15 protein-coding genes are annotated in these 16,045 nt (G+C 45.9%); 6 read left to right on the forward strand and 9 right to left on the reverse strand.

Going from position 1 to position 16,045, the window contains the following annotated elements; genetic code table 11:
* The first annotated feature begins 28 nt into the window (after nucleotides 1–28).
* From HU147_RS00225 to HU147_RS00235, 3 genes are all read left to right on the forward strand, one after another.
* Nucleotides 29–1,252 (forward strand): TerD family protein, encoded by a 1,224-nt coding sequence (locus HU147_RS00225; protein WP_224074320.1) that lies wholly within the window; start codon nucleotides 29–31, stop codon nucleotides 1,250–1,252.
* A 195-nt stretch (nucleotides 1,253–1,447) separates the two neighbouring features.
* The gene (locus HU147_RS00230) at nucleotides 1,448–2,065 is read left to right on the forward strand and encodes an NAD(P)-dependent oxidoreductase (RefSeq protein WP_224074321.1); all 618 of its coding nucleotides are present in this window, start codon (nucleotides 1,448–1,450) and stop codon (nucleotides 2,063–2,065) included.
* 183 nt (nucleotides 2,066–2,248) lie between these two features.
* Complete coding sequence (locus HU147_RS00235; RefSeq protein ID WP_224074322.1) at nucleotides 2,249–3,442, forward strand: DUF4317 domain-containing protein; 1,194 nt, start codon at nucleotides 2,249–2,251, stop codon at nucleotides 3,440–3,442.
* Between the two features lie 100 nt (nucleotides 3,443–3,542).
* On the opposite strand, the gene HU147_RS00240 is transcribed toward HU147_RS00235, so the two are convergent.
* The gene (locus HU147_RS00240; RefSeq protein ID WP_224074323.1) at nucleotides 3,543–3,959 is read right to left on the reverse strand and encodes a GlcG/HbpS family heme-binding protein; all 417 of its coding nucleotides are present in this window, start codon (nucleotides 3,957–3,959) and stop codon (nucleotides 3,543–3,545) included.
* Between the two features lie 48 nt (nucleotides 3,960–4,007).
* Nucleotides 4,008–5,222, reverse strand: a complete 1,215-nt coding sequence (gene fdhA / locus HU147_RS00245) for a formaldehyde dehydrogenase, glutathione-independent (RefSeq protein WP_224074324.1) — start codon at nucleotides 5,220–5,222, stop codon at nucleotides 4,008–4,010.
* A gap of 216 nt (nucleotides 5,223–5,438) precedes the next feature.
* Between fdhA and HU147_RS00250 the strand changes: the two genes are divergently transcribed.
* Nucleotides 5,439–5,810, forward strand: coding sequence for a winged helix-turn-helix transcriptional regulator (locus HU147_RS00250; protein WP_224074325.1), 372 nt, complete (start codon nucleotides 5,439–5,441; stop codon nucleotides 5,808–5,810).
* Between the two features lie 548 nt (nucleotides 5,811–6,358).
* On the opposite strand, the gene ahpF is transcribed toward HU147_RS00250, so the two are convergent.
* From ahpF to HU147_RS00280, 6 genes are all read right to left on the reverse strand, one after another.
* Nucleotides 6,359–7,906, reverse strand: coding sequence for an alkyl hydroperoxide reductase subunit F (ahpF, locus tag HU147_RS00255; protein WP_224074326.1), 1,548 nt, complete (start codon nucleotides 7,904–7,906; stop codon nucleotides 6,359–6,361).
* A gap of 12 nt (nucleotides 7,907–7,918) precedes the next feature.
* Nucleotides 7,919–8,488, reverse strand: a complete 570-nt coding sequence (gene ahpC, locus HU147_RS00260; protein WP_224074327.1) for an alkyl hydroperoxide reductase subunit C — start codon at nucleotides 8,486–8,488, stop codon at nucleotides 7,919–7,921.
* Nucleotides 8,489–8,917: 429 nt separating this feature from the next.
* The gene (locus tag HU147_RS00265; RefSeq protein ID WP_224074328.1) at nucleotides 8,918–10,366 is read right to left on the reverse strand and encodes an SLC13 family permease; all 1,449 of its coding nucleotides are present in this window, start codon (nucleotides 10,364–10,366) and stop codon (nucleotides 8,918–8,920) included.
* 1 nt (nucleotide 10,367) lies between these two features.
* A complete protein-coding gene (locus HU147_RS00270) occupies nucleotides 10,368–11,549 on the reverse strand; it encodes a glycerate kinase family protein (RefSeq protein ID WP_224074329.1) in 1,182 nt (393 codons plus the stop codon).
* Between the two features lie 205 nt (nucleotides 11,550–11,754).
* Nucleotides 11,755–12,324: a YdeI/OmpD-associated family protein gene (locus tag HU147_RS00275; protein WP_224074330.1), complete on the reverse strand. Its 570-nt coding sequence runs from the start codon at nucleotides 12,322–12,324 to the stop codon at nucleotides 11,755–11,757.
* A 143-nt stretch (nucleotides 12,325–12,467) separates the two neighbouring features.
* Complete coding sequence (locus HU147_RS00280; RefSeq protein WP_224074331.1) at nucleotides 12,468–12,854, reverse strand: hypothetical protein; 387 nt, start codon at nucleotides 12,852–12,854, stop codon at nucleotides 12,468–12,470.
* Between the two features lie 102 nt (nucleotides 12,855–12,956).
* Between HU147_RS00280 and HU147_RS00285 the strand changes: the two genes are divergently transcribed.
* Nucleotides 12,957–13,454 (forward strand): LURP-one-related/scramblase family protein, encoded by a 498-nt coding sequence (locus HU147_RS00285; protein ID WP_224074332.1) that lies wholly within the window; start codon nucleotides 12,957–12,959, stop codon nucleotides 13,452–13,454.
* Between the two features lie 90 nt (nucleotides 13,455–13,544).
* Here the strand turns inward: HU147_RS00285 and HU147_RS00290 are convergent, their stop codons facing one another.
* Nucleotides 13,545–13,916 carry a VOC family protein gene (locus HU147_RS00290; RefSeq protein ID WP_224074333.1) on the reverse strand — a complete coding sequence of 124 codons (372 nt, stop codon included), beginning with the start codon at nucleotides 13,914–13,916 and terminating at the stop codon, nucleotides 13,545–13,547.
* Between the two features lie 200 nt (nucleotides 13,917–14,116).
* On the opposite strand from HU147_RS00290, the gene HU147_RS00295 reads away from it, so the two are divergent.
* Complete coding sequence (locus HU147_RS00295) at nucleotides 14,117–15,682, forward strand: histidine kinase N-terminal 7TM domain-containing diguanylate cyclase (RefSeq protein WP_224074334.1); 1,566 nt, start codon at nucleotides 14,117–14,119, stop codon at nucleotides 15,680–15,682.
* Nucleotides 15,683–16,045: the final 363 nt, after the last annotated feature.

Consider the following 16,045-nt stretch of genomic DNA (forward strand, 5'->3'; position numbering starts at 1 on the left):
ATCCATAAATGAGGAAGGCGTGGTTTAAATGAATCAACTGCTTCAAATGGGGGCAAACACCGCTTTGAATTCTCCAAAAGGTGAGGTTACGGTGAGCTACGAAATTTCTGATGCAATAGATATTTCCTTAACGGCTTTTCTCTTAACTGATCTAGAAAAGGTGCAGGGAGACAATGGGATTATATTTTATAATCAGCCAGAGAGCTCTTCCGGAGCAGCCACTCTTAGGCCATCTACGAAATTAGGGAATACAAAAGTACATAAAATTGATTTTGATCTGAGTAAAGTCCCTCCAGGCATTACTAAAATAGCTGTTACGCTTACAGAGGATAATAACACGGGTTTTTCAAATGTAAAAAACTTAAAGGCAGAGATACGCAGCGGTGATAGTAGTATCCAGTTAACCCCCGCTAACTTCTCAAAGGAAAATGGAATAGTAGTATTGGAATTATACTTAAGGAATGGCCAAACAAAAGCCAAATCAATCTGGCGTGGATTTAATTCGGGTCTTGAAGGGCTATGTAAGAATTACGGAGTAGAAGTTGAGCCGATGGAGTCGATAAAGCCTTCAGAGCCGAAAGAGCCTGAGAACCTCTCCGCGGAACCTAAAAATAAAAGCAGCCAGAATGCATTTTCATCGATAAATCTTGAAAAAGTAAAAGGCAAGATAAATCTTGATAAAGGTCAAAAGCCGATTATAATTGATAAAACACCGGAGATTACAGCTACAGTATCCTGGAAGACGGGAACAGACTACGATATATATGCTTTAGTCTACACGAAGAATGGCAAGCAGGTGGATGTCGCTATGTTTGGGGCGATGGGAACCCCGCCTCTCAGCCGATTTGGCAACGGCGCAGTAGAACATATGGGAGACGTTGGGCGAAACAGTGGCTCAGTTAAGAAAGAGATCATTAAATTAAGATTGACGAATGATATTCTCGCAGTGGTTCCTGTGGTTTATTCTGCTCAGTCAAATGGAACAGGCTCATTCTACAGATACAAGGTATCCATGAGTATAGATAATCACAACGGCACTTCCGTTACCATCTCCTCCAAAAATGCAAACAATAATGACAGAATTTATACTTGTGTGCCCGGTATTCTTCAAAATACAGAGGACGGTGTGATTATCAGTCCAATAGAGCTGTACAGTAAGCCGAACTCGGAATATAGACCTAAACTTAAGATGGGATCTTCAAATATGGTAGAGGTTATGATGGATCAGGGACCAAAAAATGACTATAAATAAACAAGGATACGATTTTAATGAGTTTGCAAATCATGTAAGAGAATTGATGAAACCTAGCTAAGAATAGAATCCACTGTAATTGAAGAAAACATTCTTTAAAGTAGAATAATTGAATAAAACCTCATTTAGATTTACTACGGAGAACCGTATCATAAGTAAGTAATAAGCAGGAAACAAGTGAAAGAGGTGAATCCCATGAAAATCATCGTATTCGGCGCAACCGGCGGTGTCGGAAAATCCGTCGTGAAGCAGGCAGTAGATAACGGGTTCGAAGTCACAGCGTTTGTACGGACGCCGTCCAAGCTAGGAGTCACACATGAGAATTTGAACGTCGTTCAAGGAGATGCCTTCAATCCGGCGGAAGTTTCCGCTGCCATTGCGGGCCATGACGCGGTTGTGTCTTGCCTCGGCTCCAGCCAGGGGATGAAAAAACCATCCGAGCTCGAAGAAATGGTGAAAAACATTGTGGCTGGCATGGAGGAGCACGGCGTGAAACGGATCATCTATACCGCATCAGCAGGAATCTATCAGGAGCTTCCAGGCGTCAGCGGGAAACTGATGATGGGCATGCTGAAAAACGCCCTGAAGGATCACCGGGCCGCTGTGGATTGGATTGAAGCGCATGGCTTAACCTGCACCATTGTCCGGCCGATGGGCTTAACGAATGGATCTTTTACAGGCAATTACCGAGAAGCTGCGACGGGGGTCCCAGAGAAATCCAAGTCGATTGCCCGAGAGGACGTGGCTCATTTCATCTTAAAGGCGTTGAATGATGCCCGATATGAAAATTCGTCGATCGGCATTGCCAATTAAATCATATAGCTCAAACCTGTTTTTACAGCTCTCATTGGATTGGATAAATCCCAAATGGGCCGTATGTCTTCTTCCATCTGAAAACTTGTTATAATAAAGGAGCGCCAAAAGCAGAACCATCGCTTTGGCGGTTCTTTTTTTGTGACTTAATGATTTTAACTAGCCAGGGAGTTGGAAATAGCAATGAATACGAAAGATATAGCCGATATTCGCAAACGATTTAAGCTTGATACGGATTTACTGAAAATCGCTGAAATTTATAATGTATACATTCAAGGCGAGAGCACGGAGATCTTTCATGAAGAGAACCGTTCATTCTCCCTGTTGGACCGGGAGCAGCAGGAGCTGTTTCTGAACAATTTCAAGAAAGTGCTTGGCGGGAAACTGGACCAGAAGCTGTTTGAAGTGAAATTCCAGCCGCAGGAAGAAGGCCAGGCTGACCATACACAGCGGCTCTTGTACGAAGGGCTTGAGACAGATGACGTGGATGACTGGAAAGAAAATATGCAGCGCATCGCCTTAAAGATGGTGGAAGAAACCCCTTATGAAAAAGACATGGTCGTCACTTTCATTCGCGGGACGTATTTCAAGACGACAAAACGCCAGCCGGATGAAACGGAAATCGATATGCGGGATGAAGTATTTACCACTCCTTTTATCCTCTGCAGCATGAACCAGACCGAACTGCCGAAAAGTTCGCTGGTATTTGATTTTGTGGAGAAAGAATTCAAATCGAATGTGCTGGTCGACCCGGTCATTAAACTGGCTTCCCCGATCGGCGGTTTCCTGTTCCCGAGCTTTACGGACAATGCCGCAGATGTCAATCACATCGTCTATGCTTCGGGCAAAGTGAACAAACCCGATTACCGGTTTATCGAGACCGTATTAAATGGCGATGAAATCATGACGGCCGAGGAAGACAAGGCGGTGTTTGAGGAAATCGTCAAAGCGGTGATCGGCGAAGAAGTGAATTCAAGAACCCTTGCCGGGCTTTACGATGAAATCAACCTCATGCTGGAAGTGGAAAAAGAAGCGGAGAAGGAAGATGTAGAAACGCCGGTTCTGGATACGGTGGAGGTGACGCGCGTCTTGAAGGCAAGCGGTGCCAAAGACATCAGTCCGGAAAAAGTGGAAAGAGCCTTTCAGCAAGTCGTGGAAGACAAAAATTACGAAATGAAAGCAAGCCACGTCGTTCCGAGCTACACCTCCAAATCCATCAAAATCAACACGAAAGTGGCGGAAATCAAGATCAGCCCGCAAGACTTGCGCTACGTCAAAGGAGTCAATTACAACGGCAAACGCTGCATCCTGATTGAAGTGGAAGAAGATACGATGATTGAAGGGTTCAAGCTGCTTGAGGAAGAGCAATTGGAGTAGGAGAGCAGGATTGTAGCAAATTCCATCACTTTGTTCTGATTGCTCCAATAAAAAAGAGTCAGTATACTCATACTGACTCTTTTTTATATAAAGATGTTAACTATGTTAGTTTGCTGTTGAACGCATTTACGCCTGCTTCCGCCACTTGAACGTCGTGAGGCACGGTACTTCCACTGACGCCTATTGCCCCTACTACCTTATCTTCCACGACAAGAGGGATTCCACCGCCAAAGACGACAAGGCGCCCATTATTGGTCGTATTTAACCCGTAAAGTTCAGCAGCAGGGACCGTTGCTTCTGCCAGGGCCGATGTAGGCATTTTTAGCGCCACGGCTGTCCATGCTTTATTTTGGGCAATGTCAATGCTTGCCAGCCAGGCATCGTCCATCCGGTGGATCGCCACCAGGTTCCCGCCGTCATCGACCACCGTTATAACCATCGCAACTCCAATATTCTTTGCTTCTTCTTCTGCACCGGCAATGAGTTCTTTTGCCAAATCCAAAGTGATTTTATTCACAGGGACGAACCTCCTTGTTTTTTATGGGCATGTAGAAGAATACCTTGCTTACTTAAGAATTCCGTGAGGGTCGATGACAAATTTCTTGGAAGCTCCTTGGTCAAATTCAGCATATGCTCCCGGTGCCTGGTCCAACGAAATTACCGTGGCATTTACCGCTTTGGCAATTTGTGCTTTTCCGCTTAAAATCGACATCATCAAGTCACGGTGATATCTCATGACCGGTGTTTGGCCCGTTACAAAAGTGTGTGCTTTTGCCCAGCCAAGCCCTAAGCGCACCTTCAAAGTTCCGATTTTCGCATCTTCATCGACAGCTCCCGGGTCGCCGGTTACATACAGTCCAGGAATCCCGAGGCGCCCGCCTGCACGAGTAACTTCCATGATGGAGTTCAGTACAGCCGCCGGTGCTTCGCCGGCTTCTGCACCGTGTCCGTGAGCTTCAAAGCCGACGCAGTCAATGGCGCAATCCACTTCCGGCACGCCAAGGATTTCAGCGATTTGCTCTCCGAGGTCCGGATGTTTTCTTAAGTTTACCGTTTCACAGCCGAAGCTTCGGGCTTGGGCAAGGCGTTCATCGATTAAATCGCCAACGATTACGACAGATGCGCCCAGCAATTGGGCGGAGTGGGCAGCGGCTAAACCTACAGGACCGGCCCCGGCAACATAGACCGTAGATCCCGGTTTGACGCCGGCACTTACCGCGCCGTGATAGCCTGTTGGGAAAATATCCGAAAGCATCGTTAAATCCAGAATTTTTTCCATTGCCTGGTCTTTGTCCGGGAATTTCAGCAGCTGGAAATCTGCGTAAGGGACCATGACATATTCCGATTGGCCGCCGACCCATCCGCCCATGTCCACGTATCCATAAGCGGAGCCAGGACGGTCCGGATTTACATTCTCGCAAATATGCGTGTCTCGCTCTTTGCAGCTGCGGCAGCGGCCGCAGGCAATATTAAAAGGTACAGAGACGAGGTCTCCCTTTTTAATGAATTCGACATCACGCCCTACTTCAATGACTTCACCGGTAATTTCATGGCCGAGGACAAGCCCTTCAGGCGCGGTTGTGCGTCCGCGCACCATGTGTTGGTCGCTTCCGCAAATATTTGTAGTAACGATTTTTACAATCACGCCATGATCACATTTGCGCCCTACATTTAAAGGGTTTACTCCAGGGCCGTCTCTGATAATTAATTCGGGGTAGCTGATATCCTCGACTGTTACCGTTCCTGCACCTCTATAGACCACTGCTCTGTTTCCTGCCATTTTTCCATCTCCTATCCTATTTTTTCAAATACGAGATTTGGCGTTTATGCCAAGCTTTTCTTCCAGATGTGACCTAAAACAACTTTGCGGAAAGATAAAAATTCATTATATTCTATATATTCTAAAATATAATACTTTTTATTGGAAGAAGGCACTTTTTTGTGAGAAGGTTACCAAAAGGATACTTTTGAGAACCAGAAGGAAAGGGGAAGCCTAATGGATGAGCTGCGGTCGGAAGTAAAAAGGAAAATTGAAAACGGTGAATTTAATTGTGAGAAAGAATTGACCTTGTCCCTCATTAGCGGCAAATGGAAAATTGTTATTATTTATCATTTGGCAACAGAAGGTATTTTAAGATTTAGTGAGATTAAACGTTTGCTCCCAAAAATCACACATAAGGTATTAACCAAGCAGATCAGGGAGTTAGAAGAAGATGGCATTGTCCACCGGGAAGTATTTCCCGAAGTTCCTCCAAGAGTAGAATATTCTTTAACCAACTTAGGAGAAAGCCTAATGCCGATTGTTCTGCTGATGTACGAATGGGGAAAGGAAAATATAAAACATTACACATTTATAAAAAACGCATGAGGATGGAAATAGAAATATGTAATACAGATATAGGCGATATCTACAAATGTTGAACGTGCATCCATTAAAATCAAAAAAAGCCGTGGATATTAACAATACCCGAAAGACTTACGTTACGTTAAAGAGGACGGTTGCGGCGGCAAACGCTGCATCCTGGTCGAAGCGGAATTGAAGAATTTCAACTGTTTGAGGAAGAGCAACTGGAGTAGGGGATTGAACGATTCCTTAGCCAGCGAAAATATGCTGTCCTAAGACTATCAAATTTCGTCTATTTCCCGGGAAATAAATGAGGTATTGCTAAAGGTAGCCGTAAATTCTCTTTTCACTTTCTTCGACCTCAAATATAAACCGTGAAAAAAAGCATCTCCATAAAAGATGCTTTTTTCTGGCTATATTTTTAAGTGAATATATAAGGGGAATCACTGATCAAATCGCTTAGGAGAGAAGATGGACATATCCAAGGCGGTTATAGATAAGAATCAGACACCAGCAGCAAAAAAGGACTGTGGCAAGAGAGCAACTCTCTTCCACAGTCCTTTTATCGTCTTTTATGTCAAAACCGGAACTTCACTTCTGATGAGGTGGTCGAACGCACTCAATGAAGCTGTCGCACCGGATCCCATCGAAATGATGATCTGTTTATACGGGTTGTTTGTGCAGTCGCCTGCAGCAAACACGCCAGGGATATTCGTTGCTCCGCGCTGATCGATGACAATCTCACCGAATTTATTGCGGTCAACCGTGTCGCCCAGCCAGTCGGTATTCGGAACAAGACCAATCTGGACGAAGACGCCGGACAGTTCGATATGCTTTTCGTCTCCTGTTTGAAGGTCAATATAGGAAATGCCGTTCACTTTGTCCGTGCCGGTAATTTCGTGTGTGCGGGCGTTTGTCAAAACCGTAACGTTCGGCAAGCTCTTCAGGCGGTCCTGCAGCACAGAATCCGCTTTTAGCTCTGCCTTGTATTCCAGAACGGTTACGTGGTTGACGATGTTTGCCAGGTCGATGGCCGCCTCGATGCCGGAGTTGCCGCCTCCGACAACTGCTACGTCTTTGCCGGCAAACAATGGTCCGTCACAGTGAGGGCAGTAAGCCACGCCTTTGTTCTTGAATTCAGCCTCGCCCGGCACACCGATGTTGCGCCAGCGCGCACCTGTGGAAAGGATGACGGTTTTGCCTTTTAGGACAGCGCCGTTTTCTAGTTCCAGTTCGATGAATTCTTTTTTCTCCAAACGCTTGGCGCGCTGCAGATTCATCACATCGATGTTGTACTCTTTTACATGCTCTTCAAGGCTCGCAGCGAACTTCGGACCATCCGTCTGCTTGACGCTGATGAAGTTTTCGATGCTCATCGTATCCAGCACCTGGCCGCCGAAACGTTCAGCAACGATGCCTGTCCGGATGCCTTTGCGCGCAGCATAAATGGCCGCACTGGCACCAGCCGGCCCTCCGCCGACGACAAGAACATCGTACGGGTCCTTGTCCGCAAATTCGGACGCATCCGGTGCACTGCCCAATTTGGCAAGCAATTCTTCCAGCGACATGCGTCCGCTGGAGAACGGTTCGCCGTTCAGGAAGACCGTCGGTACCGCCATGATGTCTTTGCTTTCAACCTCTTCTTTGAATGCTCCGCCGTCAATCATCGTATGCGAGATATTCGGGTTGAGCACACTCATCAAGTTCAGGCTCTGGACCACTTCCGGACAGTTTTGGCAGCTTAAACTGATGTAAGAGTCGAAATGGTAGTTGCCTTCGATGTTTTTGATTTGGTCGATGACTTTCGCGTCGGCTTTTGGAGCCCGACCGCTTACTTGCAGCAAAGCAAGGACCAGTGAAGTAAATTCATGGCCAAGCGGGATGCCGGCAAACGTGATGCCGGTATCTTCGCCGATGCGGTTGACACTGAAGCTCGGTGTTCTTTCAAGCTGTACACGTTCCACTTTGATGCGCGCAGACATTAAGGACAGTTCGTCTACCAAAGCCAACATATCTCGGGAAACGCCGTCCGATCCTGCGCTGACTTTCAGCAGCACATCGCCTTCCAACAATTCTAGGTATTGCGCTAATTGTGCTTTTATATCTGCATCTAATATCATGATCAGAACTCCTTATATTTTCCCTACAAGGTCAAGGCTCGGCTTAAGTGTCGCGCTGCCTTCTTCCCATTTAGCCGGGCAAACTTCACCTGGGTTGTTGCGGACATATTGAGCGGCTTTAATCTTGCCGACAAGCGTGCTTGCATCACGGCCAATGCCATCAGCATTGATTTCTGCTGCTTGTACAATGCCGTCCGGGTCAACGATGAACGTACCGCGCTGTGCAAGTCCGGCTTCTTCGTCCAACACATCAAAGCTGCGGGAGATGCGTTGAGAAGGGTCGCCGATCATGACGTACTCAAGCGTGCTGATTGCATCTGAATGATCGTGCCATGCTTTATGCGTGAAGTGAGTATCTGTTGAAACGGAATACACTTCCACACCCAGGTTTTTAAGGGTGGCGTATTGTTTTTGAAGGTCCTCAAGTTCAGTAGGGCAAACGAATGTAAAGTCTGCAGGATAGAAGCAAACCACACTCCATTGGCCTTTCAGGTTTTCTTCCGTTACCTCGATAAATTCACCGTTTCCAGCGTTGTAAGCAGAAGCTGCGAATGGCTGGATTTCTTTTCCGATCAAAGACATATCAAATTCCTCCTAATAATTTTTTAGAATGATCATAGTCAATAACTCCATAAAAAAATATTAATCAAAGTTGTTCGCCTCAATTAATATGATTATTTAACTATAATAATTCTAATTCTATTTTTAATGGTATAGGAAATAGAATTTTTGTCAAAGGGTACCTCGAGATTTAATGAGTAACTTAAAAAACTAGTTAAAATGCCTATGCAGTAAGCCCTGTCATTCATTTCAAAAATATGCTTTAAAGCTCAATTAGAAATTTATAGTATTTCAAAATAATTTTAATTTTTAAATTAATGAAAGGGTTCTCATATAGAAAATGGTAATTGAGAGGGAAATTCAGGCCTGGAAGAAAGAGGTGTAAAAAGCTGTATACAAGTACGCAAAAAAAACAGAGCCTCTGCCGCATGACTCTGTTTTGCTCTTCTTTTACAGCTGCAGCCCGGTCCACTGCCAATACGTGAAATAAAACAGCATCATCACGGCAATATAAAGCGGCATCAAGACGGCACTCAGCTTGACGAGGCTGCCAGCATCGTACGAGAGGCCTTCGTCTTCGTAAAACAGCAGCAAAGCTTTGGAGCTGACCGGGAACGTCACGCAATAGTTCATACCGATTAAACTCAAGAACACCACAGAGGAAGGGTTGACGCCGATCGCTTCGCTGAACAGCAAGAACGCCGGAATAAAGACTATGGCCCGTGTCGTATGGGAAGTGATGTACAAATGGCTGGTCACTGATACAAACAGGATGACGAAAACGATCTGCCATTCCGGTGCATCCGTAAACGACTGCAGAAAGTTCACCATGCCTCCTTCCAGCCATTCCACAACGCCGGTGTCCACTAAAATTTTCCCGAGCGCTGCAGCGGCGGCAACAAACACGATCAAATTCCAGGAAACAGATTTCATGCCCTGTTTCCAGCTGATGACTCCGTAGTTCGGTGTCATCACCAGGATGGCACCTACCATTGCGACAAATGCGATGTCGTAGCCGTGCAGGCTTTCGGTCATCCAAAAAACAATCAACGCGACCAGCAGGATCAGCGTCTTTTTCTCGATCGGTTTCAGCTGCTTTTTCATCAGGGAGGAGCCAACAGTTTGTTCAACTTCCAATCGCTTTTCCCCGTGTTTTGGCCAAAACAGCCACTTGATTGCCAAGAAGGAAAGGAGTGTCGCCGCCACAGCAAACGGCAGTCCCCAAACGAACCATTGAATGAACGAAATGGATTGCTGGGCAGTACTTTCAAGGAGCCCGATGCCGATTAAGTGGGAACCTGCCCCGATCAAGGTAGCGGATGTGCTCATCAGGATGACGACGGGCGCTAGCAGAACCAGCACCCGCTGTTCTTTTTCGCTGTATTTTTGGCTTAATTGGCTGATGATCGGCATGGCGAGTGCAGCCCGGCCGGAAGTGGACGGAATGAAAAAGACAGTGGCGAATAAAACGGCGCTAATTCCCGCAAGCAAGAGTCCTTTTTCCTTCGATTTACGGAGCAGGGCGAGCGACAAGCGTTCCGCGAGTCCCGATTCTTTGACGGCCTGGCCAATGATAAACGACCCGATCATAAGCCATACGACTTCCTCGGAAAGCGATTCATATAAAAGTTCCGGCTCTGCGGCATTCATCAGGATGACGAAGGCAATAAGGGAAACGGCGACGAATCCGGCGGGGATTTTCGTAGCCACCCATAAAACCATCGCCGACAAAAAGGCGAATAACGAAATTTTGGCCGGGTAGTCCAATCCATCGGCCAACAAGATGGCTGCCAGGAAAAACAAATGCAAGCCAATGAGGACAGCCGATTTTGAAAATAAGCGATCTCTGGAAATGGACAGCCGATTCTTTTGGAGTTGTTTTTCCAATCCTTCCATCATATTAACTGGACACCTTCTTCAACCCGCCTTTATTGGTCATCCGCCAGCCGATCGCGACTTTGCGCAGCACGGAATAGGTGCTTTCCTCGATCCATTTCGGCGCATTTTTCATCGCCAGTTCCAAAGAAACCGGTTTTTGGATGATGCAGCTGTAAGCGTCGATGCCCGCCTTGTAATTGAGGTCGGCGCCTTCGCCGATGGTTCCGGTCAAGGCGATCACCGGAATATGGCTCATTTTGGCGATCCGCGCCACTTCCGATGGAATTTTTCCGTTCGGCGTCTGGAAATCCAAGCTGCCTTCTGCGGTAAAGACGATGTCAGCTGTGGAAATTTCTTTGTCGATATTGATAAAGTCCATAATGATTTCAAAGCGGGGATGCAAAGTGGCGTTGGTAAATGCCAATAAGCCTGCACCTAATCCGCCCGATGCGCCGCTGCCGGGCAAGGTGCGGACATCGAGCCCCGTCGCTTGCTGAATGGCCCCGGCATATTGCTCCAGTGCTGAAGAGAGAAGGTCCACCTGCTTCGGTGTGGCGCCTTTTTGCGGCCCGAATACGCGTGCCACGCCTCTTTCGCCGCACAAGACATTCTGCCAATTGCATGCCACGTCAATCGTGATGTCCTCCAGCCGCCTGTCTACATTGGAAGTAGCGAGGGAGGCCACTTTCAACAAGTCTTCACCTCCGTTGATATGAACGGGTTGCTGGTGTTTGTCCAAAAATTGCACACCGAGTGCCTGGGCCATGCCGGCACCGCCGTCTGAAGTGCCGGAATCGCCGCAGCCGATCAAAATGCGGTCAATACCATAATCAAGAGCCGCCGTTATCAATTCGCCGACACCGTAAGTGGTGGTTTTCAGCGGATTTCGTTCATCGCGGGGCACAAGTCTCAGCCCGGCGACTGCCGCCATCTCAATCACTGCAATCCGTTTGCCGTGTTCTTTGTAAACCCCAAAATAGCTGCTGATGGGTTTGCCGACGGGTCCTGTCACTTGCTTTTCCACCACCGTGCCGCCTTTTAAACGGATAATCGTTTTGACAAACCCTTCACCGCCGTCAATCATCGGAATGACGACCGTCTCGATTGACGGATCAAACCGTTTAACGCCCCGTTCCATTGCTGCCGCTACATCTTCCGAATCCAAACACTCTTTAAAACCTGAAGGCACGATTACAATTTTCATCTCTAAACTCCTCCTCAACTTCTGATACTCTCTAAGCTACCCTGCGATTATGAGAAAATTATGAGAGTAACATGAGAATTTGTGTAGAATTTAGGAAAATATTAGAAATGAAAATAAAAGGTCAATGAAGGCTTTGCTCGCCCTTTTTAATGGATAGAAAATCACGGAGCAATCTAAAAGCAGGGGGTTGCTTCAGTTCCGTGTCTTAATAGTCGATCAAGCGGCCGTTGTCATTCCACTGACCATACATGTTGTTCTTCCTTGTATTTTCAATGAGTTTTTCCAGCTTCCTATTGAACACATCCGGCTCGCTTCTGTAGCTTTGGATGGTGTCAATCCGAATCCGCCTGTACAGTTCCGGGAAACCGAGAAAGTTCCGGTATACGTGCGGGTCTTGTTTCAGGCGGAATTCGATTTCAGGGTCGATTACAAACGATTCCGGCCGCATATCCGGCAGAACTTTCAAGCCAGCTTCTTTCATCAAGCCCAATTTCTCCAGCCTGCGGATCCGCTCTTTGTTCAATTCGGTAAAATTGCTGTTTTTCTTCCGCGGAGAAAGCCGTTGGGCCACTTCCGTATCGGATATGCGCTTTTTCGTGCTGTCGATCCAGCCGAAGCATAAAGCTTCTTCTACGGCATCTAAATACTGGATGACGCCGGGTTCGGGAATTACGCTGACCACGACCCAGCAAAACTTTTCGGCCGCTGCATTTGCCTCCAGCCAATCTCTCAGTTCCTGCCGGGTCTTTGCCCGGATTAAATTCTCGATTTCCATTTTGCCCAAATCCTTTCTGAAAGGAACAATTGCCTTTAGTATAATGCCTGATCTGGTTCTAATAAACAGAACCGAAAGTGAAGACAAATCAGGGGCTCTAAAAATAGGAATGGACGGTCTTCAGCTCAAAAGCGCTTAAATTTTTATTTTAAACGCAATTCCTTTTTTAATTCTTCATATTCCCTTGCAGCGTCAGGGTCCTTTAGACGGGAGATATGATTCTCCAGTTCTTTTCGCTTATCTAGAAGTACGGGATGAAGTTCTGTTGTATCTGCCTTTCCGTAGAAACAATTCAAATAAAAGATTAGTTGAGAGGCTAGGAAGCCGTCCGTTGTTAAGAGGACGGCCTCAATTATATATGGGATAAACTCATATGCTTCACTGCTGCTTTTCTCAGCGAGGAGCCGATCGAATGAGTGAACCAAATAGAACTCATCTAGATTTATTTGTTCGACCCAATTCTCTAAAATGTGTGCGAGGGAATTATGCATGGGATCATCCTTCTCTGTCTTAATTTCATTCTCAAGCAACTATATCAAAAATAAACGAAGCTTTTTTAAATTCGATACGTATAAAAGTCTATAGATAATGCTTTTCATTCTTCCTCACCAACTTACAAAGGAGGTCCACCCATGAAGCAATTCTATATCAAACAAAAAGTCTTCAGCCTAAGCGGCAAATTTACGGTGAAAGATCAGCAGGAACAGGACGTGTATTACGTAGAAGGGAGTTTTATGCAAATTCCAAAGACGTTTTCCATCCTGAACACCAAAAGGGATGAAGTCGCACTGATTACGAAAAAAACCTTCAGTTTCCTGCCGAAGTTTTTCGTGGAAGTGAATGGCCGGGAAGCTTTGGCGATCAAGAAGGAATTCACTTTCTTAAAGGCCCGTTACACGATTGAAGGGGCAGGCTTGGATGTCCAGGGGAATTGGTGGGACATGGATTTTCAAATTTTACAGAACGGCGAAGTGGTCGGCCAGGTAAGCAAAGAATGGTTTACCTGGGGCGACAGCTATAAAGTACAGGTATTGGATGAAGAAATGGAGACCGTAGTGATTGCGTTAGTTGTGGCCATTGACTGCGTCAAAGCGGACCAGGCGGCGGCTTCTTCGGCAGCTGCGACGTAAGGTCAACCTCATTTAACAAGATTCCTATAGAAAAGGCAATTTGCATCCTGCTTGTAGGGTATGCAGATTGCCTTTTCATTTTTCCATTTTTTATCGATGCTGATCAAACAATATCGGATTTCCGTCCGGATCTTCGATGGAAAAGCTGGCAGGGCCATGTGTTGTTTCATCGACCACGGTAGTGAAGGGGATTCCTTCAGCCTTCAGCTTTTTTTGAATGCTGCGGATGTCTTCGAAAGCCTCAAGGTTCTGCGCATTTTCATCCCATCCTGGATTAAACGTCAGTATATTTTTTTCAAACATCCCTTGAAATAAACCAATCACCGTTTTGCCATTTTTCATGATGAGCCAATTTTGATCGATATCGCCGCTGAATACTTCAAATCCGATTTTTTCATAAAACGCTTTGGATGCATGAATATCTTTTACATTAAGACTGAGTGAAAAAGCACCTAATTGCATGAATGTCGCCTCCGCTTTGTTTTTATACTGTACCTGTTTTTGAAAAAAACGCTGCTGTATTATTCAAGAAAAGAACCCCAAATTCCTGCATTGCTTCTTTCCAAATTCCCCCTGGGTTAATTCATAAAAAAACGGCGTTTTTCTTTTCGGATTGTGCTACATTAAAAGAAAAATGTAACCGATAAAGAAGGTAGCGACCCTTGACTTCCCAATTGACCACCTATGTCACGTTAATATGCACATCCGGTGTGCTGAATTTGTATTTATTTTTATACGTCTTCTTGAAACGCCATCATTACAGTAAAATTGCCGTCTTGTTTATGCTTTATACAGCATCCATCAGCATTTATTGCTTTGCCGCTGCTATGGGCTTATTGGCTGCCAACTTGGGGCAGATGAAGTTTTGGACAACGGTCCAGTATATCGGCATGCCGGTTTCTTCCCCGTTAGGCCTATTGTTCATCATGTACTATCTTGGTATCCAAGTGACTTGCAAAAGAGCCGCAGCCCTCCTTCTGATCCCGCTTATATCTTTCATTATGGTGGCTACGAACGACTGGCATCATTTGCATTACCGGTCTTTCGAAATTGATGCCGCACTGGGTATTCCTTTTATCTACCAGGAAATCGGACCGTGGTACGCCGTCCACGGCATTTTTACATTCGCATGCATGTTTGCAGCTTTTTCGCTGCTGGTTTTCCGGTGGAGGGAAACAGCCAAAACGTATCGGCTGCAGCTGGTTGCGTTGGCGTTTGGACAACTGATTCCGATGTCGTCGTCCTTTTTATACTTGGTTGGAGTTGCGCCTCCTGGAATTGATCCGGTGCCAATGGTGCTGTGGATTTCTTCTGTCTTGTATTTATGGGCCATCAATTCATCCCGTCTGTTTACAATAATGCCGATTGCCAAAGATGTGATTTTCAATAGCATCAATGATGGAGTGATGGTCCTCGATGAGTCAAACCGGCTCATTGAGTTTAATCAAGCATGTCGGCACAATTGGCCGAAGTTGAACAAAACGATGTACGGGACAGACTTTGAACTTTTGTGGGTCGAATTGACGGGCTCTCCGTTTCCGTTGAAGCTGGAGACGGATGCAAAAACCCAGGAATTGAAACTCCCGCAATCTGAACAAGTTTTCCAAGTCCGGAATTCACCGCTCGAGCAATCTGGAAATAAAAAAGGGCAATTGCTTATTTTTACAGACATCACCGAATTGAAAAAGCTTCAAGAAAAATTGGAGCAACAGGCTTACACGGACGAACTGACGCAAATCTACAATCGCCGTGCCTTTTTGCAGCAATGCGAGCTGGAATTCAAAGCAGCAAAAGAAAACTCGATGCCTTTTAGCGTCATACTTATGGATATCGATCATTTCAAACGGGTCAATGACACGTATGGACATGCCATAGGGGACCAGCTGCTGATGCATGTAGTGAGAGTATGCCAAGCACAATTGACGGAAGGACAGATTTTTGCCCGGTACGGCGGGGAAGAGTTTGTCCTGGCCTTGAAAGCTTATTCAAGAAAAGAAGCAGAGGCACTAGCCCACAGGCTTCGTAAAGGCATAGAAAGCCAGCCGTTCTTTATGGGGAAAGAAGCTATTTCTGTCACCTTGAGTTTAGGTGTAGCGGAAATGCCGAATGAGCCGGAGGGAAAGCTTTTTCAGCTGTTGAACCAGGCAGATCAAGCTCTTTATATGGCAAAGGAAGAAGGCCGCAATCGAGTAATGGTGTATACTGCGAAACAACAACTCCAATCTTGAATATCGAATGTATTTATTAAAAGGAAAAAGAGATTGGGCTGTCCAATCTCTTTGTTTTATTTTACAGGGAAACTCTGGCGCTTTAAAAAGCATTATGTTTAAAGGGTTACAAGCTTGCAACTTAAGGTTGCGCCTTAGTGTACCTAGAACTAGCTTTATTTCAACGAGACCTTCTTTAATACTGAAATTGTGATGAAGGCGATGAGAAAGATGATTTTTAGCGAACGCTTAAAGGGAATCGGCGGCATCGGCAGTAACAAATTGAAAACAAAAAATCGCTGAGCTGCCTCATCCAGCGATTTATCGCCTAAAAGAAGATAACAAAGCCCAGTTCCCGAAAAAGTGGAAAAGGGCTTTGTTTTT

This window comes from Planococcus chinensis, from assembly GCF_020071995.1.
Lineage (GTDB): Bacteria > Bacillota > Bacilli > Bacillales_A > Planococcaceae > Planococcus > Planococcus chinensis_A.

Excerpts from the sequence above, each read along its gene's own strand:
- HU147_RS00265 (WP_224074328.1), bottom strand. The coding sequence starts at position 10,366 with ATGATGGAAGGATTGGAAAAACAACTCCAAAAGAATCGGCTGTCCATT.
- ahpC (WP_224074327.1), bottom strand. The coding sequence starts at position 8,488 with ATGTCTTTGATCGGAAAAGAAATCCAGCCATTCGCAGCTTCTGCTTAC.
- HU147_RS00235 (WP_224074322.1), top strand. The coding sequence starts at position 2,249 with ATGAATACGAAAGATATAGCCGATATTCGCAAACGATTTAAGCTTGAT.
- ahpF (WP_224074326.1), bottom strand. The coding sequence starts at position 7,906 with ATGATATTAGATGCAGATATAAAAGCACAATTAGCGCAATACCTAGAA.
- HU147_RS00275 (WP_224074330.1), bottom strand. The coding sequence starts at position 12,324 with ATGGAAATCGAGAATTTAATCCGGGCAAAGACCCGGCAGGAACTGAGA.
- HU147_RS00285 (WP_224074332.1), top strand. The coding sequence starts at position 12,957 with ATGAAGCAATTCTATATCAAACAAAAAGTCTTCAGCCTAAGCGGCAAA.
- HU147_RS00225 (WP_224074320.1), top strand. The coding sequence starts at position 29 with ATGAATCAACTGCTTCAAATGGGGGCAAACACCGCTTTGAATTCTCCA.
- fdhA (WP_224074324.1), bottom strand. The coding sequence starts at position 5,222 with ATGGCAGGAAACAGAGCAGTGGTCTATAGAGGTGCAGGAACGGTAACA.
- HU147_RS00290 (WP_224074333.1), bottom strand. The coding sequence starts at position 13,916 with ATGCAATTAGGTGCTTTTTCACTCAGTCTTAATGTAAAAGATATTCAT.
- HU147_RS00270 (WP_224074329.1), bottom strand. The coding sequence starts at position 11,549 with ATGAAAATTGTAATCGTGCCTTCAGGTTTTAAAGAGTGTTTGGATTCG.
- HU147_RS00230 (WP_224074321.1), top strand. The coding sequence starts at position 1,448 with ATGAAAATCATCGTATTCGGCGCAACCGGCGGTGTCGGAAAATCCGTC.
- HU147_RS00250 (WP_224074325.1), top strand. The coding sequence starts at position 5,439 with ATGGATGAGCTGCGGTCGGAAGTAAAAAGGAAAATTGAAAACGGTGAA.